22 protein-coding genes are annotated in these 26,680 nt (G+C 66.6%); 8 read left to right on the top strand and 14 right to left on the bottom strand.

Annotation, left to right across the window (positions count from 1 at the left end; all coding sequences use genetic code 11):
* Positions 1–21: 21 nt before the first annotated feature.
* Entirely contained in the window at positions 22–3,825 is a 3,804-nt protein-coding gene (locus NSQ78_RS00165) for a LamG-like jellyroll fold domain-containing protein (protein WP_064237356.1), read from the bottom strand.
* Positions 3,826–3,963: 138 nt separating this feature from the next.
* The gene (locus NSQ78_RS00160; RefSeq protein ID WP_064237355.1) at positions 3,964–6,714 is read right to left on the bottom strand and encodes a TonB-dependent receptor; all 2,751 of its coding nucleotides are present in this window, start codon (positions 6,712–6,714) and stop codon (positions 3,964–3,966) included.
* 283 nt (positions 6,715–6,997) lie between these two features.
* Between NSQ78_RS00160 and NSQ78_RS00155 the strand changes: the two genes are divergently transcribed.
* The 4 genes from NSQ78_RS00155 to NSQ78_RS00140 all read left to right on the top strand — a co-directional run bounded on the left by NSQ78_RS00155 (position 6,998) and on the right by NSQ78_RS00140 (position 10,325).
* Positions 6,998–8,017, top strand: coding sequence for a sugar kinase (locus tag NSQ78_RS00155; RefSeq protein WP_080375592.1), 1,020 nt, complete (start codon positions 6,998–7,000; stop codon positions 8,015–8,017).
* Positions 8,004–8,642: a bifunctional 4-hydroxy-2-oxoglutarate aldolase/2-dehydro-3-deoxy-phosphogluconate aldolase gene (eda, locus tag NSQ78_RS00150; protein WP_064237354.1), complete on the top strand. Its 639-nt coding sequence runs from the start codon at positions 8,004–8,006 to the stop codon at positions 8,640–8,642. Before NSQ78_RS00155 ends, eda begins: the two co-directional genes overlap by 14 nt.
* Positions 8,643–8,738: 96 nt before the next feature.
* Positions 8,739–9,767 carry an alcohol dehydrogenase AdhP gene (gene adhP, locus NSQ78_RS00145; protein WP_049468447.1) on the top strand — a complete coding sequence of 343 codons (1,029 nt, stop codon included), beginning with the start codon at positions 8,739–8,741 and terminating at the stop codon, positions 9,765–9,767.
* Between the two features lie 165 nt (positions 9,768–9,932).
* Positions 9,933–10,325 (top strand): hypothetical protein, encoded by a 393-nt coding sequence (locus NSQ78_RS00140; protein WP_339207540.1) that lies wholly within the window; start codon positions 9,933–9,935, stop codon positions 10,323–10,325.
* Between the two features lie 58 nt (positions 10,326–10,383).
* On the opposite strand, the gene ligD is transcribed toward NSQ78_RS00140, so the two are convergent.
* From ligD to NSQ78_RS00125, 3 genes are all read right to left on the bottom strand, one after another.
* Positions 10,384–12,867, bottom strand: coding sequence for a DNA ligase D (gene ligD / locus NSQ78_RS00135; RefSeq protein WP_064237353.1), 2,484 nt, complete (start codon positions 12,865–12,867; stop codon positions 10,384–10,386).
* Between the two features lie 3 nt (positions 12,868–12,870).
* Positions 12,871–13,791: a Ku protein gene (locus NSQ78_RS00130; protein WP_049468443.1), complete on the bottom strand. Its 921-nt coding sequence runs from the start codon at positions 13,789–13,791 to the stop codon at positions 12,871–12,873.
* 164 nt (positions 13,792–13,955) lie between these two features.
* Positions 13,956–14,354, bottom strand: a complete 399-nt coding sequence (locus NSQ78_RS00125; RefSeq protein WP_049468440.1) for a hypothetical protein — start codon at positions 14,352–14,354, stop codon at positions 13,956–13,958.
* 145 nt (positions 14,355–14,499) lie between these two features.
* On the opposite strand from NSQ78_RS00125, the gene NSQ78_RS00120 reads away from it, so the two are divergent.
* Positions 14,500–14,844, top strand: a complete 345-nt coding sequence (locus NSQ78_RS00120) for a hypothetical protein (protein WP_049408878.1) — start codon at positions 14,500–14,502, stop codon at positions 14,842–14,844.
* A 205-nt stretch (positions 14,845–15,049) separates the two neighbouring features.
* Here NSQ78_RS00120 and NSQ78_RS00115 read toward each other — a convergent pair whose 3' ends face one another.
* Positions 15,050–17,140 (bottom strand): TonB-dependent receptor, encoded by a 2,091-nt coding sequence (locus NSQ78_RS00115; protein WP_064237352.1) that lies wholly within the window; start codon positions 17,138–17,140, stop codon positions 15,050–15,052.
* A gap of 171 nt (positions 17,141–17,311) precedes the next feature.
* On the opposite strand from NSQ78_RS00115, the gene NSQ78_RS00110 reads away from it, so the two are divergent.
* The 3 genes from NSQ78_RS00110 (at position 17,312) to NSQ78_RS00100 (ending at position 20,616) form a co-directional block, all read left to right on the top strand.
* Positions 17,312–18,514, top strand: coding sequence for an amino acid aminotransferase (locus NSQ78_RS00110; protein ID WP_053461746.1), 1,203 nt, complete (start codon positions 17,312–17,314; stop codon positions 18,512–18,514).
* 266 nt (positions 18,515–18,780) lie between these two features.
* On the top strand, positions 18,781–19,797 hold the full coding sequence (locus tag NSQ78_RS00105) for a class 1 fructose-bisphosphatase (RefSeq protein ID WP_064237351.1): 1,017 nt from the start codon (positions 18,781–18,783) through the stop codon (positions 19,795–19,797).
* A 108-nt stretch (positions 19,798–19,905) separates the two neighbouring features.
* Entirely contained in the window at positions 19,906–20,616 is a 711-nt protein-coding gene (locus tag NSQ78_RS00100; RefSeq protein ID WP_064237350.1) for a 2OG-Fe(II) oxygenase, read from the top strand.
* Positions 20,617–20,711: 95 nt separating this feature from the next.
* Here the strand turns inward: NSQ78_RS00100 and NSQ78_RS00095 are convergent, their stop codons facing one another.
* From NSQ78_RS00095 to cls, 8 genes are all read right to left on the bottom strand, one after another.
* On the bottom strand, positions 20,712–21,320 hold the full coding sequence (locus NSQ78_RS00095) for a hypothetical protein (RefSeq protein ID WP_064237349.1): 609 nt from the start codon (positions 21,318–21,320) through the stop codon (positions 20,712–20,714).
* 117 nt (positions 21,321–21,437) lie between these two features.
* Complete coding sequence (locus tag NSQ78_RS00090) at positions 21,438–21,641, bottom strand: hypothetical protein (protein WP_149901873.1); 204 nt, start codon at positions 21,639–21,641, stop codon at positions 21,438–21,440.
* A 291-nt stretch (positions 21,642–21,932) separates the two neighbouring features.
* On the bottom strand, positions 21,933–22,115 hold the full coding sequence (locus NSQ78_RS00085; RefSeq protein ID WP_049468500.1) for a hypothetical protein: 183 nt from the start codon (positions 22,113–22,115) through the stop codon (positions 21,933–21,935).
* A 67-nt stretch (positions 22,116–22,182) separates the two neighbouring features.
* Positions 22,183–22,803, bottom strand: coding sequence for a hypothetical protein (locus NSQ78_RS00080; protein ID WP_231353146.1), 621 nt, complete (start codon positions 22,801–22,803; stop codon positions 22,183–22,185).
* Positions 22,804–22,845: 42 nt separating this feature from the next.
* Complete coding sequence (locus NSQ78_RS00075) at positions 22,846–23,937, bottom strand: PA0069 family radical SAM protein (protein WP_057495285.1); 1,092 nt, start codon at positions 23,935–23,937, stop codon at positions 22,846–22,848.
* Between the two features lie 101 nt (positions 23,938–24,038).
* A complete protein-coding gene (locus NSQ78_RS00070; RefSeq protein ID WP_064237348.1) occupies positions 24,039–24,782 on the bottom strand; it encodes a pyridoxine 5'-phosphate synthase in 744 nt (247 codons plus the stop codon).
* A gap of 9 nt (positions 24,783–24,791) precedes the next feature.
* Entirely contained in the window at positions 24,792–25,061 is a 270-nt protein-coding gene (locus NSQ78_RS00065; RefSeq protein ID WP_014645412.1) for a hypothetical protein, read from the bottom strand.
* 40 nt (positions 25,062–25,101) lie between these two features.
* Positions 25,102–26,562 (bottom strand): cardiolipin synthase, encoded by a 1,461-nt coding sequence (gene cls, locus NSQ78_RS00060; RefSeq protein ID WP_064237347.1) that lies wholly within the window; start codon positions 26,560–26,562, stop codon positions 25,102–25,104.
* Positions 26,563–26,680: the final 118 nt, after the last annotated feature.

Below are 26,680 nucleotides of genomic sequence, written 5' to 3'. Positions count from 1 at the left end.
GGCCCGGCCCCTGCGCAGGCATCAGCGCGGCACGTCCACCCGGTTGTTGAGCTGCGTCACTTCCTCGCCGCCGTCGGCCAGTGCCACGCGCACGCGCAGGCCGCTGCGGTCACCGGCAGGCAACGGCAACGACACGACCGCGGTCTTCGGCTGCAGGTCCGCCGGTGCGGCCATCGCCGGCACTTCGGTCCGGGCGATCTCGCGGCCACGCGCATCTTCCAGCACCGCCACGCCCACGCCGCTGCCGACATGGCCCAGGCTGTGCACGGTCACGTGCACCTGGCGGCCGTCCACCCGTACATCGCCACGGCCGATGCCCAGGTCCGGGCGGGTTTCCACCGGCGTGCCCGCGCTGATCCGCTCGAATTCGAATACCTCGGTCCGGCCGGGGCGGAACTGCATCGGCACCGATGTGCTGGTTTCCAGCTGCACGGTACGCGCGGCCGCCGGGCCGTCGATGCGCCCGTCGCCATCGGCATCCACGCCGCTGCGAATGCGCCAGGTACCACTCGCCACGTTCCAGCCAGTCATGTCCGCACCGATGGTGCGCGTGCCCAGGTTGTAGCTGGTCACCGTGAAGCGCTCGCGCGACGGCGCGTGTACCAGCAGGGCGACCTGTTCGGCCGCGTCCTCGCGGTCGAAGCGCCAGCTGACGGTATGGCCGGGCCAGCTCTGGTTGCGCTTCAGCGCGATGCCGCCCAGGCGCGCGCGCTGCAGGAATTCGCTGGGTGCTTCCACGCGGTCAGACCACCAGTGGCCCTCGGTGTTCATGTACGCACGCTGCACTTTCGCCTGCAGGCCGTCGGCATGCATCGCGGCGATGTAGGCCCTGTCGCCGCTGGCCTGCCACGCCATCAGGCTGGCGAAGCCGGTCTTTCCCGCATCGGCTTCGGCGCTCAGCAGCGGATACCAGTCCTGTTGCCGCCCCAGGATGTCCACCACGTTCTCGCCCAGGTTGGCCAGCGCACCCGGGCCGCCACGGGCTACGCGATAGTCCAGTGCCTGCAGGTACTTCGCATCGCCGGTCCAGCGCCACGCGGCCCAGAAGGTATGCAGGGTGTCGCCGCCGCCGGAGCCATTGTTCAACTCGCCGCCCCGGGTGGCACCGCTGGCCCAGTTGATCTCGTTGGGCAGGGTGAAGCGCCCCTTGTCGTCCTTGCCTGCGTGGGCCAGGTAGCCATCGGCCAGGCCGATCACCAGCTTGCGACCGGTCGGATCGGCATTGTACTGGCCCAGCAGGAACGCCGGGTGCAGCACCGGGAACGAGTACGGCTTCTGCCACTGCCAGTTCGGTTCGCGGTACACCTTGTTGCCACCGAACCAGTTGCTGGAGAACAGCAGGTGGCCCTGCGGGTTGCGCAGGATGATGCGCTCGTCGAAGGCCTTCACTGTTTCCATCAGGCGTTCCAGCGTCAGCGGATCGCCCCAGTTGAGGTAGAGCATGGCGCTGTTGGTGTTGATGCCTTCCTCGTACGAGTGCAGTTCGTCGGTCTCGATGGTGCTCAGGCCATTGCTGAACATGCCATTGCGGTACACCGCGTCGGACAGCGCGGTCAGCGAGGCGTTCAATCGATCCGGCTGCACGCCCATCAGGGCCAGCCCCGGCCACTGCTGGGTCAGGTCGGAATCGTCCGAAATGCCACCACCGAAGTCACCGTAGGCCACCTGCCGTTCGTCGATCCACCAGTCGACGAACTGCCGCACCTGCGCCAGGTCCTGCACCTGGTTGAATGCCCACGCCGGCACGCCCCTGGGCACGGCAGGCGCCGTGTAGGGCGGGCGGCCCTGGCTGTTGTAGCTGATGTAGTTCCAGTACAGGCGGCCGAGTTCATGGTCCGGGTCCACCCGCAGCAGGTCGCTCAGGTCCGCGTACACGCGCGCGTACAGGCGCTGGCGCTTGGACGTGGTGTGCTCTTCCACCAGGAAGCCCCAGTTGTCGCGGACCTGGTTGAAGCGGTCGGCCACGTGCTCCTTCAGCGCGTCGGCACGCGGCTTGAACACCAGCCGGACCTGCGCACCGTCGAGGGCATCGGCATCGAAGCCTGGTGCGGCCGAGGCGATGCTCAGCCACAGGCTGTCCGGGGTGAGGATGCGATCGCGCAGGTCCAGCCACAGCGTGCGCGCCTGCCGTGGCGGCACCGACACCGATACATCGATCATGTCGCGCGCCGGCCAGATCGGATCCTTGATGCGGATGTTCAGCGGGATCAGTCCATCGTGGGTGGGCGGCAGGTCCAGCGCGGGAAGGTCGATGGCCACGCCGTCCAGGCCGTCGTGCATGTTCTCCCAGCTGTAGGCCCAGCTGCGGATCAGCGGCTGGTTGGCCGGCGCGTCACCCACCCCGGAAGGAATCAGCACGTGCACGATCGGCTGCGGATGTGCGGGCAGGGTGCCGGCATCCCGGCGGCGGGAACCGGCGCCCTTCGGCAGCGCCATCACCGTGCTCCGTTCGGCGGCCGGGAAACGTCCGTCGATGTAGCGGCGCAATGCGTCCAGGTTGGTGTAGTCGGGCAGCGCGTGGCTGTCGATGATGTAGGTCTGCTTCACCGTGCCTTCCGGCTCGCCGCCCTCGCTCACGTGGTAGGCCCAGATTTCCTGGATCGGTGTTTCCTGCTCGGCGTTGCTGAAACGCAGCACGCCGCCGCGCTGCGCGGCAATGTCGTCGACGCTGCGCACCACGCCGCGCGGGCGCGTGACCAGCACGTCGGTGGCATGTTCGGCGTCGGGCCCGTGGGAAAGGGTGCCGAAGGCCGCACCGCGGATCTCCACCCGGTTCACCGTTTCAGTGGCCGGCAGGGTCAGGTCCAGGTGCTGGCCGCCTTCCACATAGGTGTTCCAGTCCGGAAGCTGGAAGTAGTCATTGCGGCCGGGCAGGCGCGAGCGGTTGTACACGCCCGGCCAGGTGGTTTCGGCGATGCCATCGGTGGCCTTCCACATCCACGCCTTCAGGTCGCGGGTGTCGGCGAATTCGATCTTGCGGATGCGGGTGCCGCCGGCCGCCAACGCTGGGGGTGCAGCCCCTTCCCAGCCGAAGCGGTGGCGCCAGGCGCGCGTGCCATCGCCGATCGCCACGGCGCTGGCTGGCTCGCGGCCGCGCGCCAGCGTTGCTACCGCCGGCGCATCCAGCGTGCGGTCGTAGACCCGGATGTGCTGGAAATCGCTCCCACGCAGGAAGTTGTAGCGACTCTGCACCTGGTACGGTGCCATTACCCGCCCGGCAAGGCCGAGCTGGTCCAGCGCGGCATCGTAATTGCCGGTGGCCTGCGCGCGCGCCACTTCGCGGCCATCGATGAACAGGCGCACGCCGTGGTCCTCATCCCAGGCGAAGGCCAGGTGCAACCACTGCTCGGGACGCGGCAGTGCATCCATGCGGAACGACACGCGTGTGCGTGCCAGGTTGGCATCGGTGACGAAGGCATCGAAGCCGTGCCCGTTCCAGTCGATGCGCAGCCAGGCCATGTCCCAGCTGCTGTGGTCGGCGTAGCCGACGCGGAAGATCACGAACGGCGCTTCGCCCACCGCGTAGCGTGAACGCCAGTCGAAGGCCAGCGTGCCGCGCTGAGCCAGGATGTTGCCCGGCGCATCCCAGGCCAGCACGCCATCGTCCTCCCATTGGATGGCCTTGCCATGCTCGCCGTCGTCGACCACGGCGACCTTGTCGCGAAAGTTCGCTACGGCCTCACCGTGAGCGGTCACGGCCTGCAGGCCGTGATTGGCATCCACATGGAAGAGCAGGGTGGGGACATCGGCGGCGGCCGTCGCGGCGCCTGCAGCCAGGGCCACTGCCAGCAGCAGGCAGCGGAACACGGTCGTGCGGTGCGGCATGGAGACATTTCCTTTCAACGGGCGACGGCCGGCGGCGGGCCGCCGGACCGTAGCAAGGCCACGCCGCAGCGGCACCTTGCGGCGCAGCAGCGGTCATGGCGAACCGCGGCGCGTATCGGCACGCGCCGCCGGCGTTGCTCAGAACTTGTAGCGCACGCCCAGCAGGAACTGGCGGCCGGTTTCGGTGTACTGGAGTGGCAGGCGGCCGGTGGCGGGCGAGTACACCCATTCATCCGAGGCTTCGTTGGTCAGGTTGATGCCTTCCAGGCTCAGTTCCAGCTGGTCGCTGATCTTGTAGCGGATGGACGCATCAATGACCGTGGTGCCGGTCATGCCGTGGTAGCCGTCCAGGTTGAAGCCGGTTTCCTGACCGGGCACCTGGGTGAGGTAGTCATCGCGGTTGGTGGCCGAGATGCGGGCGGAGAAGGTCTCGCCTTCATAGAACAGGGTTGCGTTCCATGACGATTTGGACAGGCCCAGCAGATCGTTCTTCATCACCGGCTGGCCAGCCGAGTTGATGTACTGGATCTTCGATTCGACCCAGGTGTAGTTCAGCTGCACGCCCAGGTTCGACCACTTGCCCGGCAGGAACGTGAAGGGCTGGGTGTAGTTCGCCTCGGCGCCGTACAGCTCACCGCCGGGGGTATTGACTGGCCGGGTGAAGGTGAAGTCGTCGGTGGGCGAGGCGCCGGTACCGGTCAGCAGTTCGGCAGGCAGGCCGCTGTCGGTGTACGGGCGGTTCTCGCGCAGGGTCTGCACCGAGGTCTCGATGTCCTTGTAGAACAGGCCCAGGCCCGCCATCGCGCCTTCGGCGAAGTACCACTCGAAGCCCAGATCGACATTGGTGGCGCGCGTCGGGTCCAGGTTGGGATTGCCGCTGGAGATGGTGCGCGCACCACCGGCCACGGCCACGGTTGCACCTGGCGTCAGGCTGCCCAGGCCCGGGCGGGTCATGACCTTGGCCGCACCCAGGCGGATCAGGAAATCGGGCGTGACCTCGGCCACCAGGTTGAACGAGGGCAGGGTGTCATCGTAGGTGCGGGTGGCGGTGGTGGAGGTGGTACCACTGGCCAGCGTCGACAGCCCGGTGGAGGTCTGCCTGGTGCGCACGTAGCGCACGCCGAAGTTGCCAGACAGCGGCAGCGAGCCGATTTCGGTGCTGAACTCGCCCATCAGGTAGGCACCACGGTCCTTCTCTTCCACGCTGCGCACGTTGTTGGCGCGCGGCGCGACGGCATAGATGCCGCTGTTGCTGTAGATGTCGAACTGGTCGGCGATTGCATCCAGGTTCGGCACCACCCAGTTGGACGGATTGCCATTGATGCCCTTCAGGCCGGCCTGGTTGATCATGTCCACGGGCACGATCCTGCTGCCGCTGGCGAAGGTCGGCACGGCCAGTTCGCTGGCACGGCGCAGTTCGGTGGTCTTGAACGTGTAGTCCTTGGCAAGCACGCCGCCCTTCAGGCGGAAGCCGGGGCTGATGTTCCAGTTGAAGTCGATCTGGCCGGTATCGAAGTCGTTGTCCACGTACTGCGGGCGCAGGCGGATTTCCGCCAGTTCCCAACCGTTGGGGTCGGTCGGGTCGATGCCGTAGTTGAGGATCGGGAAGCGGCTGTTGCCACGGTAGTCGTAGCTGTAGCCCTTGACGTCGTACTTGTCCATGATGACTGTGGTCTGCACCGGGTTCTCGTGCCTGGAGCGCGAGATGCCCAGCTTGCCGGACACGGTGAAGTCGTCGCCGAAACGGTGCTGGCCGTTCAGGCTGATCTGCTTGAACTCGGTGCTCCACTCGTCGTGGCGGTTCTCGGTACGGATGTCGACGTTGTCGAATTCACCGTACAGCAGCGCGCCGTTGCGGATCTCGCCGTTCCTGACGATGGTGCTCGGCTTGCCGACCAGGCGCGGGGTGCTGCTGCTGCCACGGCTGAAGGAAATCGCTTCGATGTACTGCTCGTCGCGGGTGGCATCGATCTTCGAGTACAGCATGTCCAGCGATATTTCACTGGCGTCGCTCGGCTTCCACTGCAGCGAGCCGGTCACGCCCAGGCGCTTCTGCTCGTGTTCCATCTGCACGTAGCGCGGGAAGCGCGGGTGGAATACATCGGCGGCGCGTGCGGCGGCGAACGGCGATGACGCAGCGAAGTTGCCATTGCTCGGGCCGTTGGCCCAGCGGCCGGTGTTGGAGCCTTCCTCCAGCGCCTGGCGCTCGGAGTAGGCCACCGACAGCAGGGCGCCGAAGGTACCATCGGCGAAGGTGTTGGAGACCAGCGCGGCCAGCCGCGGGTCGGCCTTTTCGGCCATCTGGTTGTAGCCGGCCTGGCCGCTTGCAGCGAAGGTGAAGCCGTCGTAGTCGAACGGGCGCGCGGTGCGCAGGTCGACCGTGGCACCCAGCGAGCCTTCCTCGACGTCGGCCGAGGCGGTCTTGCGCACCACCAGCTGCGAGAACAGGTCCGAGGCAAACACGTTGAAGTCGAAACCGCGGCCGCGGTTGGTACCGCCGCTCTGGTCACCGGCGCCGACGGTGGTCAGCGCTTCCATCCCATTGATGCGCACGCGGGTGAAATCCGGGCCCAGGCCGCGCACCGAGATGTTGCGGCCTTCGCCGGCTTCGCGTGTGATCACCACGCCCGGAATGCGCTGCAGCGATTCGGCCAGATTGAGGTCGGGAAACTTGCCGATGTCTTCGGCGACGATGGCATCGACCACGCCGGCCTCGCCGCGCTTGATGTCCAGCGCCTTTTCGACACTGGCGCGATAGCCTGTGACGTTCACCGTGTCCAGGTCGGTAGCGGTCTGCTGCTGGGCGGTCGCGTTTGCCGACAGGGCAAGTGCCACGCCCATCGCCAGCAAGGTAACCGGTGTCTTTTTTCCATGGATCCGAGATTGCATGCCTTTCCCTCTCCCAAAGGTCTGGTATCGCGGCTGTGTAGCGGAATGACACCGCTGGTCAAAGCCGACGTTAGCAGCACCACCGGGATCGGGCATCTTGCACCGCAACAGATCTGTAATGTCTCCAAGACGCTTGCAGGACAATGGTTTCGTCATGTCGATCGAGCACCTGCAAGGCGACTTCGGTCTAGAATGACACCGATGGTCAATGCCACGCCCCCTGCGTGGTCCACTTACATGCCATGCAGTGTCCCATGCCGGCGGCACGCGTGAAGGAGCTGAGATGGGTCGTATCGTGTGTTTCGGAGAGCTGTTGCTGCGCCTGGGCGCCCCCGGCCACGAACTGCTGCTGCAGTCGCCGCAGCTGCAGGTCCATGTGGGCGGCGCCGAGGCCAACGTCGGTGTCTCGCTGTCCCGGCTGGGACATCAGGTGAGGATGGTCGGCGCGGTGGCGGGCAACCCGCTGGGTGCGCACGCGCTGGGCGAACTGCGGCGGCACGGGGTCGATACCCGGCATGTGCGCGAAGTGCCGGATGCCCGCATGGGGCTGTATTTCCTCACCACCGGCGCGGTGCAGCGCGCCAGTGAAGTGGTCTATGACCGCGCGGATTCGGCGTTCGCACGCAGCACGGCGGCCGACTATGACTGGCCTGCGCTGCTGCAGGACGCACAGTGGCTGCATCTGTCCGGTGTCAGCCCGGCGCTGGGCCCTGACGTGGCTGCCGCCACGCTGGCGGCGGCGCGCGCGGCACGCCAGGCCGGTGTCCGCGTCTCCTTCGACGGCAATTTCCGGCCCCGCCTCTGGCAGCGCTGGGGCGGCGATGCCCAGGCGGTGCTGCGCGCGCTGTTCGCGCAGGCCGACATTGTGTTCGCCGACTACCGCGACATGGAGGTCGTGCTGGGTACGCGCTTCACGCAGCCGGACCCGGTGGAGCGGGTCGACGCAGCGGCGGCGGCCGCGTTCAGCGCCTTTCCGCAGCTGCAGTGGATGGCATGCACGCAGCGGCAGGTGCTGAGCGTGGACCATCATGCGATGGGCGCGCTGTTGCTGGGCCGCGGAGGGACACGCGCGCAGGCCCCGGTGCGTCACCTGCAGGGCATCGTCGACCGCATTGGCGGCGGCGATGCCTTCGCGGCCGGCATCCTGCATGGCATCCTGTCCGGCCTTGATGCCGACGCCACCGTGCGTTTCGGCCTGGCCGCCGGGGCGCTGAAGCACTCCATTCCCGGCGATTTCAATCCTGTCAGCGAAGCTGACGTGCTGGCCCTGATGGGCGAGGAGCAACTCGATGTCCGCCGCTGATCCGCGCGTACGCGCGGTCCTGAAACTGGCACCGGTGATCCCGGTGTACACCCCCGACGATGTGGATGAAGCGGTCAACGTGGCCCAGGCATTGTTCCGCGGCGGCCTGCCGGTGATCGAGGTGACGCTGCGCACGCCGCGGGCGCTGGACGCGATCAGGGCCATGGTCGAAGCCGTACCGGACGCGGTGATCGGTGCCGGGACCGTGCTCACCTCCGCGCAGATGCAGGCGGCGAAGCAGGCCGGTACCCGTTTCGCGGTGTCCCCCGGCGCCACGCCGGCCCTGTACGCGGCCGCGCGCGATGCCGACCTGCCGTACCTGCCCGGTGCGGCCACGGCCTCGGACCTGATCCTGGGCCTGGAACACGGCCATGACACGTTCAAGTTCTTCCCGGCCGTGCAGGCCGGCGGTGCCGCGCTGCTGGCGGCCTGGCACGGCCCGTTCTCCGAGGTGCGGTTCTGCCCGACCGGCGGCATCAGCGCGCAGACTGCGCCGCAGTTCCTGCACCTGCCCAACGTACTGTGCGTGGGCGGCTCGTGGCTGACCACCCCGGCGCTGCTGCAGACCCGCGACTGGGACGCCATCGAGCGCCTGGCCCGCGAAGCGTCGGTCCTGGCCAGCTGAACCCGGCGCACGGATCTTCAAAGGTTTGATCGTGATCAAAGCGCCGGCCTCGCGCCGGCGTCATTCTGTGGGCAAGCGCACTACGGAGATCCGAACATGAATTCGACCATGAAGGCCGCTGTCGTGCGTGAGTTCGGCAAGCCACTGGTGATCGAGGAAGTCCTGGTACCGCGCCCGGGGGCGGGCGAGGTGCTGGTCAGGATCGAGGCCTGTGGCGTCTGCCACACCGACCTGCACGCCGCCGAGGGCGACTGGCCGGTGAAACCGAACCCGCCGTTCATCCCCGGTCACGAGGGCGTGGGGCACGTCGTGGCCGTGGGTGGCGGGGTCGGGCACGTCAAGGAAGGCGACAGGGTCGGCATCCCCTGGTTGTACTCGGCGTGTGGCCATTGCGAACACTGCCTGGGTGGCTGGGAAACGCTGTGCGAGACGCAGCGCAACACCGGCTACTCGGTCAACGGCGGCTTCGCCGAGTACGCACTGGCCGATGCCAACTATGTCGGCCTGCTTCCGAAGGAAGTGGGCTTTGTCGAGATCGCGCCGGTGCTGTGCGCCGGCGTGACCGTCTACAAGGGCCTGAAGGTCACCGACACCAAGCCCGGTGACTGGGTGGCGATCTCCGGCATCGGCGGCCTGGGCCACATGGCGGTGCAGTACGCCCGCGCGATGGGCCTGAACGTCGCCGCCGTGGACGTGGACGACAGCAAGCTGGCGCTGGCGCGGCAGCTGGGCGCGCAGGTCACCGTCAACGCGCGCAGCACCGATCCGGCTGCGTTCCTGAAGAAGGAGATCGGCGGTGCACATGGCGCCCTGGTCACGGCGGTATCGCCCAAGGCGTTCGAGCAGGCGCTGGGCATGGTCCGCCGTGGCGGCACCGTGTCGCTCAATGGCCTGCCACCCGGCAACTTCCCGCTGGACATCTTCGGCATGGTGCTCAATGGCATCACCGTGCGCGGCTCGATCGTCGGCACCCGCCTGGACCTGCAGGAATCGCTGCAGTTCGCCGCCGAAGGCAAGGTCGCGGCCACGGTCAGTACCGACCGCCTGGAGAACATCAACGACGTGTTCGCACGCATGCATGCCGGCACCATCGAAGGCCGCGTCGTACTGGACTTCGCTGCCTGACCCTCCGTGCATGGCCGCCGTCGCTCCGTCCCCCTCTCCCACGGACGCGGCGGCCATGCCGATTCATCGGTAGTGCCGACCACTGGCCGGCAAACCCAGGCGGTTCGGTAGTGCCGGCCGCTGACCGGCAACGCGGGCACTCTGTGGCAGCCGTACAATGCGCGCATGCCCGCCATGCTCAAGATCCTGTTCCTGTCCATCGTTGCCCTGATCGGTGGCGTGCTGTCGCTTGCACTGGTCAGCAGCGTCGCCGGCTGGCTGCCGCCACTGCTGGACATGGCGCCTGGCGACAACAGCGTGCAGCTGGGCTGGGATCTCGCCTTCAGCGTGCTCGGCGGCATCGCGGGTATCGCCTTTGCCACCTACTACGCGCCCTGCTGGCCGCGTTCGCACGGATTCTCGATCTGGTCGCTGATCGCGCTGGGCTGCGGCTACGCGATGTGGACCACGGGCGCGGATTTCCCGTTCTGGTTCGTCATTGCGCTGCTGGCATCGCTGCCGTTGCAGTTGCTGGTGGGCTGGTGGTTCGGCCGCCGCCCCTCGCGCGACCCGCGCTGAGCGCATGCAGGGGGTGCCGGCCGCTGGCCGGCAACCTCCCATCCTGCAGCGGCCGGCACTACCGTTTCAGCGACGGCAGCGTCTGCTTCACCTGCGCGATGCCCTGCCATGGGTCACTGTCCAGCCGTTTGGCGCGGGCCAGCGCCTTTTCCATCGGGAACGCATCGGCCGCTCTGACCCGGGCCAGCTCTTCCCAGCGCAGCGGCACCGCTACGCCGGCACTGTCGCGCGCACGCAGCGACCAGGAGCACACGCTGGTGGCGCCGCGCGTGTTGCGCAGCCAGTCGATGAAGATGACGCCACCACGCTTGGCCTTGCTCATGGTCGCCACGTAGCGGTCCGGTGCCCACTCCGCCATCGCCCGCGCAAACGCCTCGCAGAACGCCTTGGCCTGTTCCCAGTCGCCCTTGGGCTGCAGCGGTACCACCACATGCACGCCCTTGCCACCGGACAGCCGCACGAAGCTCTCCAGGCCGACCTCCTGCAGGTGGTCACGGACATCGCGCGCGGCGGCTTTCACCTGTGCCCAGCTCACCCCTTCGCCGGGATCGAGGTCGAACACCAGGCGATCGGGATGCTCGGGATCGGCCACGGTCGCGCCCCACGGATGCAGCTCCAGAGTATTCATCTGCACCAGTTGCAGCAGGCCCCGTGCATCGTCGATGTAGACATAGTCCTCGCGGCCGCTTTTCTGCTGCAGGGGCACCGCATGCACGGCGTCGCCCAGCCCGGGGCCATGGTGTTTCTGGAAGAAGCAGGCCTTGCCGACGCCATCCGGGCAGCGCAGCAGTGACAGCGGCCGGCCGGCGATTTCAGGAAGGATCCAGCGTGCCATGCGCCGGTAGTAGTCGGCCACGTCACCCTTGCGCAGCTTCTGCCTGGGATACACGACCCGCTCGGGATGCGTGATCTGGACCCCGGACCCGGCGTCGGCCTCTGCTGCGTCCACGCCCAGGTCCTTTTTCTGCTTGTCGCTGCGCAGCCGCTTGAAGCTGGCCTGGCGCAGCAGGCCTTCCTTGCCCCAGCCACGGAAGGCCACCTCGGCCACCGCCACCGGTTTGACCCAGCGCACGCTGGCCGCGCGGAACGGGACGTGTGCCGGCAGCTGCAGTACCGGCGCCGTCACTGCCAATGGCTGCAAGGCCTGGGCCAGCGCGCGAAGGCTCTCATCGTCGAAACCGGTGCCGACCCGTCCCACGTAACGCAGCCCTCCCTTGTCCGGCGCCGCCAGCAGAAGCGAGCCAAATCCTACCCGTGAACCCTTGGGTGCAGTGTGGCCGACAATCACGAACTCCTCGGTGTCCTCGTGCTTCACCTTCACCCAGCTGCGTGCACGGGTGTTCACGTACGGGGCATCCACCTGTTTGCTGACGATGCCTTCGAAACCGGCCTTGCCGCTGGCGTCGAACACCTGCGGTCCATGGTCGATCACGTGTTCGCTGAACGCCAGGATGCCCGGCGCGGGCCCGATGAGATCCTTCAGCAGCGCCTTGCGCTCCAGCAACGGTGCACGACTGATGTCCGTGCCGGCCACGCCGGGCAGGTCGAACACGATATAGCGCAGTGGCTGCTTCGAACTGCCGTCGATCACCCGCTGCAGCGCGGCGAAGTCGCTGCGCCCCTGCTTGTCCAGCACCACCAGCTCGCCGTCCAGGCGCGCATCATCCACCGGCAGAGCCTGCACCGCCTGCGCCACTTCGGGGAAGTCGGCCGTCCAGTCCAGGCCGTTGCGCGAACGGAGCTTCACCTGTCCTTCGTGCAGGTCGGCCAGCAGCCGATAGCCATCCCACTTGATCTCATGCAGCCAGCGTTCGCCGTCCGGGGCACTGTCGCGGTGATCGGTCAGCTGTGGCTTGAAGTCGCGGGGATAGGCCGTGTCGCGCGCGCCTTCCAGCCCCAGCGCGCGGGTACGCCAGCGCGCTGAGGCCCTGCGGCTGCGGGCGCGCGCGGCCGGAGCAGCGCGAACCGCTTTCGTCGCAGCACGCTTCTTCGACGGTCGGGCTTTCGACGCGGGCACCTCCAGCAGGTCGTCCGCCTCCGCATCGCGTGCTGCATCGTCATCGCGCTTGATCAGCAGCCATTGCACCTGGCGCCCCTTCATCGCCGTGCGCACCAGCTTCCAGGCGCCTGCCAGGCGCTGGCCATGCAGCACGAAGTCGATCTTCCCTGCGGCGAGTGCCTCAAGCGGATCCCCTTCGCAGGCCCAGGTGCCCTGATCGAATACTTCGACATGGCCCGCGCCGTAGTGGCCTTCGGGGATATCGCCCTCGAACGTGGCGTAGGACAGCGGATGGTCTTCCACTTGCACCGCCAGCCGCTTCTCGCCGGCCCGAAGTGAGGGGCCCTTCGGTATCGCCCAGCTCTTCAGCACGCCCTCCATTTCCAGGCGGAAGTCGTAGTGGCGCGAACTGGCGTGATGCAGCTGGATGACAAAGGTCGGCCGGCGCTTCGGATCGCCGTGCGCGGGGATGTCGTCAGGCTCCGGCGTCTGCCCGGCGCCACCGCCGAGCCGGCGCTTGCGCCGGTACTGGTGCAGCGACATGGCTCAGCCTGCCTTGCGCCGGGGTGCGGACTTCTTTGCAGCTTTCTTCGTTGTCTTCTTTGCGGCCTTCTTTGCCGTCGGCTTTGCGGCTGCCTTGCGCGCCGCGGCCTTCTTTGCCGGCGTCCGCTTGTTCGCATCCAGGCTCTTCTGCAGCAGTGCCATGAAATCGACCACGTTGGTGCTGGCGTCCTCACGCGGTGCAGGTTCATCCTCCACCCGCGTGGTGCCGCCCTTGGACTTGATGCGCTTGTTCAGCACCTGCTGCAGGCGTTCGCGGAACTCGTCGTGGTACTGCGACGGGTCCCAATCACCGGACATCGACTCGATCAACTGCTCGGCCATCGCCGTTTCCTTGCTGCTGATGCGGTAGTCGGCGAGCTTTCCGGTGGGCAGCTTGTAATCCTCGGGATCCACCAGTTCCTGCGGATAACGCAGGATCATCAGCACCAGCGCGTCGGCATGTGGCATCACCGCGCACAGGTATTCGCGGGTACGCACCACCACCCGGGCAATGCCCACCTTGCCGGTGCTGCGCAGTGTTTCGCGCAGCAGCACGTAGCCCTTCTCGGCCTTCTTGCCGGGAACCAGCAGATAGGGCTTCTCGTAGTAGCGCGGGTCGATCTGCGCCGCGTCCACGAACGATTCCACTTCGACCGCCTCATGGCTCTCCGGTGCCGCCGAGCGGATGTCGCCTTCCTCCAGCACGACATAGCTGCCCTTGTCGTACTCGTAGGCTTTGACGATGTCCTTCCAGGGCACTTCCTCGCCGGTGTCGGCGTTGACGCGCTCGAAGCGGATCGGTTTGCGGTCGCGTGAGTCCAGCATGCGGAACTGCAGATCGACCCGGCGTTCGCCGGACATCAGCGACACGGGCACGTTGAGCAGGCCAAACGACAGCGTACCGGTCCAGATCGGGCGGGCCATGGACGCACCTTTGCTAGGGCAGGGTGCCCAGCGTGGCCCGACGGGCGTAAACCACCCGTGTCCGTGCCGTGCACGTGGGTTCTACGCACATGCGGTAGTGCCGATTGCTGGCCGGCAGAGCTCGCGGCCTGAAGTTTCCTGGGGTTGCCGGCCAGCGGCCGGCACTACTGCAGCAACGGCCTCACCGCCGCAGCGGGGATGTGGTCGAGCGCGCGCCAGGCATCCTCCACCACCGGACGCGCCTGCGACCAGCCCAGCCGCGACTGGCCGCGCATCTGTTCCCAGTGCTCGGCCAGTTCCTCGCAGGTATCGGCGGCATCCCCGCGCGGCCAGTCGGCCGCATGGGTGGTCAGCGCGAACGCATAGACCGGGCACAGGTCACGCCAGTTGCGATGGCCCTGGCCGCGGCGCTCCTCGTAATCGCTGAGCATGTACTGCAGGTAGTCCTGCGCCACCGCCTGCGGGTCTTCATGCCGGCGTGTGCGGCGTTGCGCGGTGCGCTGGCCGAGCGGATCGAGCAGGGCGTTGAACACGGACGGCGCGGGTCGTTCAAGACGGGGCATGGCCGGCTCCTGCAACGGGGGCGGGTGGGCAGGAATACGCGCGGTGCCGTTACCGGGGGGTGAGCGAGATGTTCATGACGCCAGGTTCGCAGCCGCTTTACCTGCGGCGCGGTGTAGTGGAGGCCCCAGCGCAGGTAGCCAGACCATGAGCCGAGAGACCTCCCGAGACCCGTTGCGGGAAAATCACCCGCCCATTCCCGGCGAGCAGCGTGGCAAGCGCGACGCCGACAACGCGGACTACCGTGGCACCGGCGCACCGTTCTTCGATGCCGAGCACGGGAGCGACCATCTGCCGGTGAAGCACGAGGCTGAACAGGCGGCCCAGGACCGCAAGGATGGCGGCGACCGCCATCGTGGCGGCCAGGAAAGCCCGCTCAAGCGCCGCGAACGCAAGCAGCGCGCGAGTGACAACCAGGACGAAGCGCTGGAGGAGACCTTCCCGGCCAGCGACCCGACATCGCCGTTCGTGCCAGCCAAGGCACCGGACTGACCGGCAACCGCCAGACGTCCCGAGCAGCGCGCTGCCGTCCAAGGCCCCCAGATTTGCGGGGTAGTGCCGGCCGCTGGCCGGCAACCTCCCCAGACGTCCTGCGCAGCGCGCTGCCGTCCAAGTCCCCCCGGAATTGGGTAGTGCCGGCCGCTGGCCGGCAACCTCCCCAGACGTCCCACGCAGCGCGCTGCCGTCCAAAGCCCCTTCAGCGCCACGACCATTGCAGGCCGACGTTGGCGCGCCGTCCCGGGCCGGGTTCGTAGAAGCGCCCGTTGCCGTCGTTGACGATCACCGAGCCGATGTAGGCCTGGTCCAGCACGTTCTCCAGCCGGGCGAAGGCGCGCAGCTCGCCGCCCGGCAGGCGCCAGCGGTGGCCGGCTTCCAGATTCAGCAGTGCGTAACCCGGTGCACGTTCGGTGGCCACATCGTTGACCACGGTGTCGCTGCTGGCCGACGCCTCCAGCGCCCACTGCCATGGACCGGGGCTCCATTGCAGCCGGGCGAAGCCCTGTTGGCGCGGAACGCCAGGCAGGCGGCTGCCGGCGGCGACCACGCTGTTGGAGGTCAGATACGGCGATCGCACCTGGGCCTGCAGCCAGGTCCAGGCCAGCTGCAGTTCCAGCTGCTCGCCCAACGGCTGGCGATACTGCAGCTCCGCGCCCTGGCGGCGGGTGCGGCCGATGTTCCGATACGTGCTGCGCCCTGCGCTACTGCTCGCAACTGCCAGCTCGTTGTCGGTATCTGCGCGGAACACGCTGATATCGAGCTGGGTTCCCTGCTGGGTACGCCACTTGCTGCCGACCTCAACGTTGCGGCTGCGCGCTGCTGCCAGATCCAGCGCCAGCCCCGCCAGGCCATCTGCGCGATAGCCCAGCTCATTGAAGGTGGGGGTCTCGAAGCCACGGCCGGTGGCCACGTGCAGCCGCCATTGCGGGCTGGCCTCGAAGCTGACGCCGGCGACCGGCGTGGTGGCCGGGTAGCGACGGTGGCCGCTGTCGTCCGGGTTGCGATCGGTGATGTAGCGATCGTCCGATTCGAAGCGCACGCTGCTGTGGCGTACGCCCGCCAGCAGCGACCAGCGCGGGCTCCATTGCCACCATGCCTGGGCGAACTGGTCCACGTTCTGCACGGTATCGATCTGGTCACGGCGCAGGCGCCCGCGCACCCCCAGGGCGCTGCCCACGAAGTTCTCGTAGCCGGTGCGGTGCTGGCGCTGGCGGTCGGCGCTGAGCCCGGCCACCAGGTCCAGCGGCCGGCCGGCAAGATCACCGTGCCAGCCCCAGCGCGCGTCCAGCCCGCCATAACCGCCCTCCAGGTCGATCACCCCACCGGCATGCAACGGGTTGGCCTGTGCGGTGGGCGGAATCGGCAGGTACTGGGTCACCGCGCGCTGCCCGGCATAGCCCGTGACCTGCCAGCGCTGCGCCCCGGTTTCGCGGCTCCAGCGCAGGCCAGCCTGCTGCTGGCGCACTGATTTGCGCGTGTTGTACTGGTGCGCCACGGCGGTGGCCTGGCGCGGATCCGCCGCGACCTGGGCACGACTCAGCCCCAGCGGGTCCTGCGCGTCCGGGGCATCCAGTGCATTGAGCAGCAGCTCCAGCCGGCCTCCGCCCAGCTCCCCGCCGATGCGCGCATTGAGCGATTCACGGCGCGCACGGCTGTGGTCGCGCCAGCCATCGGTACGGAAGTGGTTGGCGGCAATGTTGTAGTCCAGCGCAGGGCCTGCGCCCTTCAGTTGCGCGCCGATGCTGAGCGTATTGTCGGCACCGGCGTTGAGCCGCAGCCGCCACGGATCCCCGGCCTGGCCCTGTGCACTCCAGACCTGCAGAACGCCCCCGGAGGAATTGCCGTACAGCGCCGAGAATGGTCCGCGCAGCACCTCGATGCGCTCGGCACCCAGCAGGCTGGCGTGCGACAGCTGGCCCTGGCCGTCCGGCATGGTCGCCGGCACGCCGTCGATCAGTACCCGCACCCCGCGCACCCCGAACGTCGAGCGCGCGCCAAAGCCACGGATCGACAGCTGGGTGTCCTGGGCGAAGTTCTGACGGTCGCGCGCGACCAGCCCCGGCACGCCGGCCAGCGCCTCGGACAGCTGCACGCCGGTGCCGGCACGGCTGGCGTCGATCCATACCGTGTCCTGGCTGGCCGGCAGCGCGAACGGGTCGATGCCCGGCACCCTCGCAGCCTGCACCTGCACGCTGGGCAGGGTGGTCGGCGCGGGCGCGGCCACCACCGCCCAGGGCGGCAGCAGCAGGACGGACAACGGCAGGCAACGGCGGCGTGCAGCAGCATTCATGATTCAGGTTGATGGATCCGGTGGCAACGCACGCCATGGTACGGGGCCGTGGATGACGATGGCGGCGGCCAGCCCCGGCAGGCTTTGTTACGATGGGCTGTTTCCGGCCGAACGGCCGCAAGCCGCGTAGCGCACTTCCTCCCCCTTTCCGTCTACCGAACGAGTACCGCCGTGTCCTTCTTTGCAAACGTGGAACTGGTCCCAGGCGACCCGATCCTGGGCCTGACCGAGGCGTACAACGCCGACAGCCGCCCGACCAAGGTCAACCTGGGTGTGGGCATCTACTACGACGAGAGCGGCCGCATTCCGCTGCTGCGCGCCGTCAAGCAGATCGAGCAGCAGCTTGCCGCCGAAGCCAAACCGCGCGGCTACCTGCCGATCGATGGCCTGCCGGCCTATACGCAGGCCACGCGTGAGCTGGTGTTCGGCAAGGACTCGCCGCTGCTGGCCGCCGGCCGCGTCACCACCGCGCAGACCGTCGGTGGCAGCGGTGCGCTGCGCGTCGGCGCCGACGTGCTGAAGAAGCTGCTGCCGCACGCCACCGTTGCACTGAGCAACCCGAGCTGGGAAAACCACCGCGCCGTGTTCAGCGCCGCCGGTTTCGAGGTGCTGGATTACACCTATTTCGACCCGACCACCCATGGGGTTGATTTCGACGGCATGCTGGCCGACCTCGGCAAGCTGGAAGCCGGTACCGTGGTGCTGCTGCACGCCTGCTGCCACAACCCCACCGGGGCCGACCTCACGGTCACCCAGTGGACGCAGGTCGCCCAGCTGCTGAAGGACAAGCAGCTGTTCCCCTTCATCGACATGGCCTACCAGGGCTTCGACAAGGGCATCGAGCAGGACGGCGCAGCCGTGCGCATCATCGCCGAAGCCGGCATCGACAGCTTCATCGTCGCCAACTCGTACTCCAAGTCGTTCTCGCTGTATGGCGAGCGCGTGGGTGCGCTGTCGATGGTGGCGCCGACCGCCGCTGACGCCAAGGCGGTGCAGTCGCAGGTCAAGCGCGTGATCCGCACCATCTACTCCAGCCCGTCCACCCACGGTGCTGCGCTGGTGGCCGGCGTGCTGACCCACCCGGAACTGCGCGCGATGTGGGAGCAGGAACTGACCGAGATGCGCGAGCGCATCCACGCACTGCGCCAGGGCCTGGTCGAGAAGCTGGCCGCCGCCGGCGCGCCGCAGTTCGGTTTCATCAACGAGCAGGCCGGCATGTTCTCCTACTCCGGCCTGAGCCGCGAGCAGGTCGAGCGCCTGCGCGACGAGTTCGGCATCTACGCCGTCGGCACCGGCCGCATCTGCGTGGCCGCGCTGAACCAGAACAACCTGGAATACGTCGCCAAGGCCGTGGCCACCGTCGCCAAGGGCTGAAACAACGCTCCAGTGGTTTGAAGACAAAGGCGCCGAAAGGCGCCTTTGTTTTTTGGGCCCTGGTCTCTGTAGAGCCGAGCCTACGCTCGGCTTGTGCGGCATGAAGGACGAAGCGCAGCCGAGCGCGGGCTCGGCTCTACAGAAGCAGGGCGCCCCGCTTCTGCGGCGCAACGCATCTGGAAACGATTACGCCTTCCCGCGCTCACGCACGCCCCCGCCAGACGGGCGACAATAGGCGTTTTCCCGCTGCCGAGACCTGCCCGCCCATGTCCCGTACTTCGTTGACCCGCTTCCTGATCCAGGAACAGCACGCCGGCCGCATCAATGCCGACCTGCGCCAGCTGATCGCCGTGGTCGCCCGCGCCTGCACCAGCATCTCCATCGCCGTCAGCAAGGGCGCCCTCGGTGGCGTGCTCGGCGACGCCGGCACCGGCAACGTGCAGGGCGAAGCGCAGAAGAAGCTGGACGTCATCAGCAACGAGATCCTGCTGGAGGCCAACGCATGGGGTGGCCATCTCGCCGCGTGTGCCTCGGAGGAAATGGACCACAGCCAGCCGGTGCCGGACATCTACCCGCGCGGCGATTTCCTGCTGCTGTTCGATCCCCTCGACGGCAGCTCCAACATCGACGTCAATGTCTCCGTCGGCACCATCTTCTCCGTGCTGCGTTGCCCGACCAACGTCGAACTGCCGGGCGATGACGCGTTCCTGCAGCCGGGCAGCAAGCAGATCGCCGCCGGCTACTGCATCTACGGGCCCAGCACCCAGCTGGTGCTGACCGTCGGCCACGGCACCCATGCCTTCACCCTCGACCGCGAGAAGGGCGAGTTCGTGCTGACCACCGAGAACATGCAGATTCCGGCGGCCACCCAGGAGTTCGCCATCAACATGTCCAACCAGCGTCACTGGGAAGCGCCGATGCAGGCCTACGTCAGCGACCTGCTGGCGGGCAAGGAAGGCGCGCGCGGCAAGAACTTCAACATGCGCTGGATCGCCAGCATGGTGGCCGACGTACACCGCATCCTGACCCGCGGCGGCATCTTCATCTACCCGTGGGACAAGAAGGATCCGTCCAAGGCCGGCAAGCTGCGCCTGATGTACGAAGCCAACCCGATGGGCCTGCTGGTCGAACAGGCCGGCGGCGCCGCCTCGACGGGCCGTGAGCGCATCCTCGACATCCAGCCTGATCAGCTGCACCAGCGCGTGCCGGTGTTCCTCGGTTCGCGCGAAGAAGTGGCCGAAGCGGTGCGTTACCACCACACGCACGACGAAGCGAAGGGCTGACGGCTCGACGCCTGACGACGGTCATGGCAGTTCGATGACATGACCGCAGGGTGACACCGCGGGCGGCAAACGGCACCATCAAGCCGTTGCCGCCGAAGGAATGCACGCATGCACAAGCAGGGCCCGGTCGATTTCATCGAAGTCATCCACAACGCCGTCCCCAGTGAGGTCTGCGCGGCCATCGTCGAGCGCATGCGTGCCACGCGTGGCCTGCTGCCCGGTGCCGTGGGCAGTGGCGTGTTCCCCGAACTCAAGCACAGCAAGGATCTGCGCATCAGTGGCCTGGACGGCTGGCAGGACGTCGACCAGCAGCTGCAGATCGCCGTGTTCAACGGCCTGCTGACTTATCTACGCCGTTATCCACAGGCCTTGATCGCGCCGCTGATGTTGCAGATCCAGGACAGCAACGGCCAACCGCGACGCCTGTCTGCCGAGGACTTTCCCGACATGCCGCCGCAGCAGCTGGCCGACCTGGCCCGCACCTGCCTGCGCCCGGGCGCGATCAACCTGCAGTGGTATGCGGCAGGCGAGGGCGGCTACCCGTACTGGCACTGCGAGCTGTACCCGAAGGATGCGCAGGCCGAGACCCTGCACCGGCACGTGCTGTGGACGCTCTACCTCAACGACGACTTCGACGAAGGCGAAACCGAGTTCCTGTTCCAGGGCCGCAAGATCGCGCCACGCACCGGCAGCCTGCTGATCGCGCCGACGGCGTTCACCCACACCCACCGCGGGAATCGGCCACAGGGTGGCGACAAGTTCATCGCGACGAGCTGGATCCTGTTCCAGAGTGCGCAGAGGTTGTTTGGAGGAGGGTGAAGCAAATTGGTCACTCGAAGTTCTCAGCATCTTGTCCGGATCATGAAGCAGGCCCCGAGATCCTGTGCTGTGGTGCGAGCGGTTAGTGTTATCTCCTAAGGCAGACCGCCATCGGGGCTGCCCTCGCTGATAAGAGAATCTCCGGGGGCTGGCACGCCTTCCCATGCGCCCAGCTGACCCAGCGGCCTGCGGATGGCATTCAGTTCATAGCTGAGCTCGCGCACCTTGCAGTGGTCCTTCCAGCCCGCGGGGCTATCGAGATCAAAACGCGCGTTGATGCGAAGCTGCATCAGATCATTGGATTTTCTGAGGATCTCCACGCTGCCTGAAACTGCCTTTCCGTAGCATCCAGTGCTGCCAGGTTTCAGGCTGAGGCCAGTGCTGTAGAACGCCCTGGTATCACCCTCCGTCAAACTGAAGACATCTCCCTCCGCCAGATTCGGGGGAAGGATCAATGTCAGCTTCTTGCATCTTTCATTATCAATCTTGGTCGCTGTGTACTCGCGCAATGCCACTACAACATTGTCGCCATCAACAATCCGATGGCACGCAAGTGAAATTTCCCTGTGGTCAGACCTTTCGCAGCCGGTCACATCCGAGTCGGCGTTAGACACGTAGAAGGCGCTGATCTTATGGCTACCAGGAAGCAGCGACGCGCACGCGCTGCAGCTCAAGCCTAGAACAAGCGCAATCAACAACCTCATTCGCACAGTCGCGCTCCCCAGAAGAATCTACTCGTACGGTGCGAGTGTTTATATCGCTCGCGTCGTAATCACGGCGGTCGACACCGACCAGCTCGCCCCGGAACCACCGGCTCAGAATCAGGGTCTCGGCTTCTTACCTGGCCTGATCAAGGTCTTGTACATCACCCAGGCGATCCAGCCGCAGACCAATCCGATCCCCGCGACAATGATTTCCTCTTCCTCGAAGGCAGTTCCATTTAGCCCTTGATAGGCGACGAACGCGATTGCTCTCAATGACAGCAAAGCAAATACAACAACAGGTACCCAAAGTAGAATCTTCATCACTCTCCAAATCGCGATCGCATAAAGCAGTGCTGGACGACTGGCAATCCTGGATCTCTTTTCCTGCTTTTTCGCGGTGCCATAAGTTCCTCGCACAGTCGCCTTACCGCGGATGATGTACCCAGTGCCTTGAATCCGCCGCGAGCGGTCGTCCAGTCAGAAATGATTCTGACTGCCTTAGCTCTGTGATGCCCCAGGAGAGCTCCGCCACTCTTCAAGGCTGCCATGCCAGGACCTCCAGTCAATGCTTTCTCAGCACTGGACCTGGACCATGGTCGAACGAACTCACGTCTACCGAGGGCGGCGGCGATAGAGAATCCCTCCCGCCATCAGACCAAAGAGGGCGACGCCGAAGCCCACGATTTCTTCGTTCCCAAGCGCGTTTCCTGACATCAACTTGGCAGTCGTCAGCAGAAGAAAGTTCAATGGAAGCATCCAAAGGAACGCGATGCCGAGCCAGTGGATGATCTTCATTTCAGTTATCGCATTGTTCCAGATACATCGAATTAAGCCAGTAGTGGGTAAAGGTTGATCCGCTCGATTATCTGGCAGGACCAAAGGATCCCAAGAGGTTGCCGTTGCCGCCTTGCCAGGCACTGAGCTTCTCGACAGGGATCTCCTCGAGTTGACAGGTGATCTGGAGATAGAAGGAACGGTCCTCCTTTCGATAGCTGTTCCACCCAACAGCCGTCACTTTGACTTCGATCCGACTGTCGCCCTTGTGCGGCCGATGTAGTTCGATATCCGCTGAATCGGACAACCAGTAGTCTCCCTTGTGCGCGAAGCCCGCACTGCCACTGCTCAGGCGTGCGCCGAGCACAGCCGGAATCCCTTCAGAGGACGGAGTGTATCCAGACAGGGTGCCGGTGACCTTGGTGAACTCTTGGGAATCCATCACGCCCGGTGATTCCGAGAACAGGCGAAGCAGAAGAAGGGTGTCAGTGCCCTTGCTCACCACCTGGCCTGCATTTGCTGTCCACAAACGTTGTTCGAACTCGTCCAGGCCAGCCGGCATGTCAGTGACGACCGCGGCCTGCGGAACAACGATGCACTCGTGCAGGGCGCGGGCCTGGACTTGCAGGGTCGCAAGGCAGAGAAGAAGACCACTGGCACGGAAGCAGTGACTGCATTTCATCGTGTACAACACCAGGCGATGCGGCAAGGTGTGGATTGTTGCCGGTGGATCGCGCTGCGGTCCAGAGCCCTAGAATAGACTGCCCTGCGGCGACTCCTTCTTCGGCGGCAGCGGCTTCTGGAACCGGCTGCAATCCAGCTTCGGCCAATGGCTGTTCTGCGCATTGAACCCAAGACGCTTGCGCGCCAGCTTGAAGCGGTTGCTCAACAGATCGGCATACACGCCCTGGCCCCGCATGCGCGTGCCGAACTGGCTGTCGTAGTCCTTGCCGCCGCGCAGCTGCTGGATGGTGCTCATCACATGCGCGGCGCGATCAGGATGGTGCGTATCGAGCCAGTCGCGGAACAGCGGTGCCACTTCCAGCGGCAGGCGCAGCAGCACGTAGCCGGCGGTGCTCGCACCTGCGTCGTGTGCGGCCTCCAGCACGGCTTCCAGTTCGCTGTCGTTGATCCAGGGAATCACCGGCGCCACCATCACGCCGACCGGAATGCCGGCTTCATGCAGCCGCTTCATCGCACGCAGCCGTGCGTGCGGTGCCGATGCGCGTGGTTCCAGCTTCGCGGAGAGATGCGGGTCCAGCGAGGTCACCGAGAAGTGCACGCTGACCAGGTTTTCCGCCGCCAGCGGCGCAAGCAGATCGATATCGCGCTCGACCAGTGCGTTCTTGGTGATCAGCGAGAACGGATGCCTGGTCTCCAGCATCACTTCAATCAGCTGGCGGGTCAGCTTGAACTTGCGTTCGATCGGCTGGTACGCATCGGTGTTGATGCCCAGTGCGATCGGTTGCGGCACGTAACCGGGTTTCGACAGCTCCTTACGCAGCAGCTGCGGCGCATTGGTCTTGGCGAACAGCTTGGTCTCGAAGTCCAGGCCCGGCGACAGGTTCAGATAGGCGTGCGAGGGACGCGCGAAACAGTAGGAACAGCCATGCTCACAACCGCGATATGGATTCACCGACTGGCTGAAGCCGACGTCCGGCGAAGTGTTGCGGGTGATGATGCTGCGCGCGGTCTCGGCGCGTACTTCGGTGCGCAGGCGCGGGGCGAGGAACTCTTCGCTTTCGTCGACCGCCCAGCCGTCGTCCACCGCCTCGCTGACGGTGCTTTCGAAGCGCCCGGCAAGGTGGGACGTGGAACCTCGGCCCTTGATCGCAATACCCATTGCGGCAGGGTACGTCGTGGCCGTCTCAATGGCTGCGACGGCCGCATGAAGGGTTCAGGGCTCGGCCCTACAAGGCAACCCGTGTCCCTCGCATCCGTCGGTCACAGCAGGGCCAGATAGCCCCGCACCGTGGCATCCAGCCCGTCATACAGCGCCTCGCCGATCAGCGCATGACCGATCGATACCTCCAGCACGTCCGGCACATGGGCCAGGAAATCGCGCAGGTTGTCCTGCGACAGGTCGTGCCCGGCGTTGACGCCCAGGCCCACCGCCTGCGCCCGCCGCGCCGCAGTGGCGAACAGTTCCAGCATCGCCGCAGCGTCGCCCGCCGCGTGCGCCTCCGCGTAGGGGCCGGTATACAGTTCGATGCGATCGGCACCGACCTCGGCTGCCCGCTCCAGCAACGGGTTGCCCGCGTCGACGAACAGGCTGACCCGGCAGCCCATCACTTTCAGCGCCGCCACCAGCGGACGCAGGCGCCCGGCGTCCCGCTCGAAATCGAAGCCGTGGTCGGAGGTGATCTGGCCGTCGCCGTCGGGCACCAGGGTGGCCTGCGCGGGCCGGGTCTGTTCGCACAGCGCCAGCAGGCCGGGGTAGCCCTCGCGCGGCGGCGCGAACGGATTGCCTTCAATGTTGAACTCGACGCCACGCGCGCGGGTCAGGGCGGACAGGGCCAGCACGTCCTCGGCGGTGATGTGCCGGCGGTCCGGCCGCGGATGCACGGTGATGCCATGCGCGCCGGCATCCAGGCAGGCCTGGGCGGCGCGCACCACGTCCGGTTCGGCGCCGCCGCGCGAATTGCGCAGGACGGCGATCTTGTTGACGTTGACGCTGAGCTGGGTCATGGAACGGAACTACTTGGAAAGAGGGGACGGGTCGTGGTCGTTGTGGTCGTCAGTGCGGCGGGCCTGGGCCTGTTCGCGCAGGCGGCGCAGTTCCTCGGCATCGATCAGCGTGGCCGGGTCGCGCTGCAGGTCGCCGAAGCGGGCCACATAGCGGCCGCGCACCCAGGCCAGCAGGAAACCGAGCGCCGCCAGCAGGCACAGGGTCATCAACCCCGCGCTCGGGGTCTTCAGCGCGAAGGCAAAGCAGCCCAGCGCCAGCAGCAGGTACAACCAGTACATAGTCGGGCTCCCCGGATGATCGCCGCAGTGTAGCGCTGCGTCACAGCAGCGGCGAGGCCAGCCGGGCGAACGCCTCGGGCAGGCGGTGCAGCCACAGCGAGCGGCCGGCCTGGTCATGCACCCGGGTGGCGCGGTCGAACTCGCCCTGCAGCAGCTCAGCCAAGGCGGCAACGCGGCCGCGGTCGCTGATCATCATCGACAGCTCGAAATTCAGCCGGAAGCTGCGGTGGTCGAAGTTGGCGCTGCCGACGATGCAGACATCGTCATCGGCAATGAAGGCCTTGGTATGCAGCATGCGCGGCCCGTACTCATAGATCTTCACGCCGGCGTGCAACAGCTCATCGAAGTAGGAGCGTGCGGCCTGGGTCACGAACCAGGAATCGCTCATCTTCGGTACCAGCAGGCGCACGTCCAGGCCGCCCAGCGCGGCCGAGGTCAGCGCCATCCGCGCCGCTTCACCCGGCACGAAATAGGGCGTCACCAGCCACACCCGCTCGTTCGCTTCCTGGATCGCCGCCACATGCAGGCGGTGGATGGTCTCCCAGCCCGAGTCGGGCCCGGAGACCAGCACCTGCGCGTTGATCGGTCCATCCGCGCGCATCGGCACATCGGCCGGCCACAACCGGGCGATGTCGAATCGGGAGTGGTCCTGGCCGCTGGCGTACAGCCAGTCCTCGGCGAACACCAGCTGCAGGCTGCGCACCACATGGCCGCGGATACGCATGTGCAGGTCGCGGTAGGCGTCGGGCCTGCGGCGCTCGTCCTCTTCGTCGGTGATGTTGATGCCACCGGTGAAGGCCACGCGGCCATCGACGATCACCAGCTTGCGGTGCGTGCGCAGGTTCAGCCACGGACGCTTGAACGGCTTCAGCAGTTGCCGCGGATGGAACCAGATCGCCTCGCCACCGGCGTCCAGCAGCGGTTGCAGGAAGCGGCGGGGCAGGGCGGACGAGCCGACCGCATCCAGCAGCAGGCGCACCTGTACGCCGGCGCCGGCGCGTTCGACCAGCGCGTCGCGCACCGCGGTGCCGGCGTGGTCGGGGTTGAAGATGTAGTACTCCAGGTGCACATGGTCGCGGGCCTGCGCGATGGCGTCGAGCAGCGCGTCATAGGTCGCGGCGCCGTCCACCAGCCAGGTCACTTCGATGGCGCTGCTCGGTGCCAGCCCGGTGGTGGCCTGGGCGACCTTGGCCAGCTCGGTGCAGTCCGCATCGGGCGGGCAGACATCGCTGTAGTGCTCCATGCCCGAGCGCGCGCGGCCGCGACGCAGGCGCTGCCGCTTCACCTTCTGCGGGCCCAGCAGGTAATAGATGAAGAGCCCCAGGTAGGGCAGCAGTGCCAATGACAGGATCCAGCTCAGCGTGGCCACCGGCTCACGCTTCTGCAGCATGATCCAGCCCGCCAGCGCGAACAGGTACAGCAGGTAGGCCACCGCCAGGATCGAGCCAAGGTGGGCGACGCCGTCAAGCCAGTGGCGCAGGGAGTCGAAGAGGGCGAGCATCCGCCGATCATAGCGGCGCGTGCTGCCGGATGGGGTCAGATCCCTTTTTGCTCAGGAAAAGGGATCTGACCCCAAGCCGTGCGCCACGACGAAAACACAAAAAAACGCCCCTGTCTCC

This window comes from Stenotrophomonas sp. FSL W7-1447 (assembly GCF_037966425.1).
GTDB classification, from domain to species: domain Bacteria; phylum Pseudomonadota; class Gammaproteobacteria; order Xanthomonadales; family Xanthomonadaceae; genus Stenotrophomonas; species Stenotrophomonas pavanii.
The sequence above is the reverse complement of the archived record's forward strand: the minus strand, read 5'-3'. Positions and strand labels throughout refer to the sequence as shown.

Excerpts from the sequence above, each read along its gene's own strand:
- NSQ78_RS00165 (WP_064237356.1), bottom strand. The coding sequence starts at position 3,825 with ATGCCGCACCGCACGACCGTGTTCCGCTGCCTGCTGCTGGCAGTGGCC.
- NSQ78_RS00160 (WP_064237355.1), bottom strand. The coding sequence starts at position 6,714 with ATGCAATCTCGGATCCATGGAAAAAAGACACCGGTTACCTTGCTGGCG.
- NSQ78_RS00155 (WP_080375592.1), top strand. The coding sequence starts at position 6,998 with ATGGGTCGTATCGTGTGTTTCGGAGAGCTGTTGCTGCGCCTGGGCGCC.
- eda (WP_064237354.1), top strand. The coding sequence starts at position 8,004 with ATGTCCGCCGCTGATCCGCGCGTACGCGCGGTCCTGAAACTGGCACCG.
- adhP (WP_049468447.1), top strand. The coding sequence starts at position 8,739 with ATGAATTCGACCATGAAGGCCGCTGTCGTGCGTGAGTTCGGCAAGCCA.
- NSQ78_RS00140 (WP_339207540.1), top strand. The coding sequence starts at position 9,933 with ATGCCCGCCATGCTCAAGATCCTGTTCCTGTCCATCGTTGCCCTGATC.
- ligD (WP_064237353.1), bottom strand. The coding sequence starts at position 12,867 with ATGTCGCTGCACCAGTACCGGCGCAAGCGCCGGCTCGGCGGTGGCGCC.
- NSQ78_RS00130 (WP_049468443.1), bottom strand. The coding sequence starts at position 13,791 with ATGGCCCGCCCGATCTGGACCGGTACGCTGTCGTTTGGCCTGCTCAAC.
- NSQ78_RS00125 (WP_049468440.1), bottom strand. The coding sequence starts at position 14,354 with ATGCCCCGTCTTGAACGACCCGCGCCGTCCGTGTTCAACGCCCTGCTC.
- NSQ78_RS00120 (WP_049408878.1), top strand. The coding sequence starts at position 14,500 with ATGAGCCGAGAGACCTCCCGAGACCCGTTGCGGGAAAATCACCCGCCC.
- NSQ78_RS00115 (WP_064237352.1), bottom strand. The coding sequence starts at position 17,140 with ATGAATGCTGCTGCACGCCGCCGTTGCCTGCCGTTGTCCGTCCTGCTG.
- NSQ78_RS00105 (WP_064237351.1), top strand. The coding sequence starts at position 18,781 with ATGTCCCGTACTTCGTTGACCCGCTTCCTGATCCAGGAACAGCACGCC.
- NSQ78_RS00100 (WP_064237350.1), top strand. The coding sequence starts at position 19,906 with ATGCACAAGCAGGGCCCGGTCGATTTCATCGAAGTCATCCACAACGCC.
- NSQ78_RS00095 (WP_064237349.1), bottom strand. The coding sequence starts at position 21,320 with ATGAGGTTGTTGATTGCGCTTGTTCTAGGCTTGAGCTGCAGCGCGTGC.
- NSQ78_RS00090 (WP_149901873.1), bottom strand. The coding sequence starts at position 21,641 with ATGAAGATTCTACTTTGGGTACCTGTTGTTGTATTTGCTTTGCTGTCA.
- NSQ78_RS00085 (WP_049468500.1), bottom strand. The coding sequence starts at position 22,115 with ATGAAGATCATCCACTGGCTCGGCATCGCGTTCCTTTGGATGCTTCCA.
- NSQ78_RS00075 (WP_057495285.1), bottom strand. The coding sequence starts at position 23,937 with ATGGGTATTGCGATCAAGGGCCGAGGTTCCACGTCCCACCTTGCCGGG.
- NSQ78_RS00070 (WP_064237348.1), bottom strand. The coding sequence starts at position 24,782 with ATGACCCAGCTCAGCGTCAACGTCAACAAGATCGCCGTCCTGCGCAAT.
- NSQ78_RS00065 (WP_014645412.1), bottom strand. The coding sequence starts at position 25,061 with ATGTACTGGTTGTACCTGCTGCTGGCGCTGGGCTGCTTTGCCTTCGCG.
- cls (WP_064237347.1), bottom strand. The coding sequence starts at position 26,562 with ATGCTCGCCCTCTTCGACTCCCTGCGCCACTGGCTTGACGGCGTCGCC.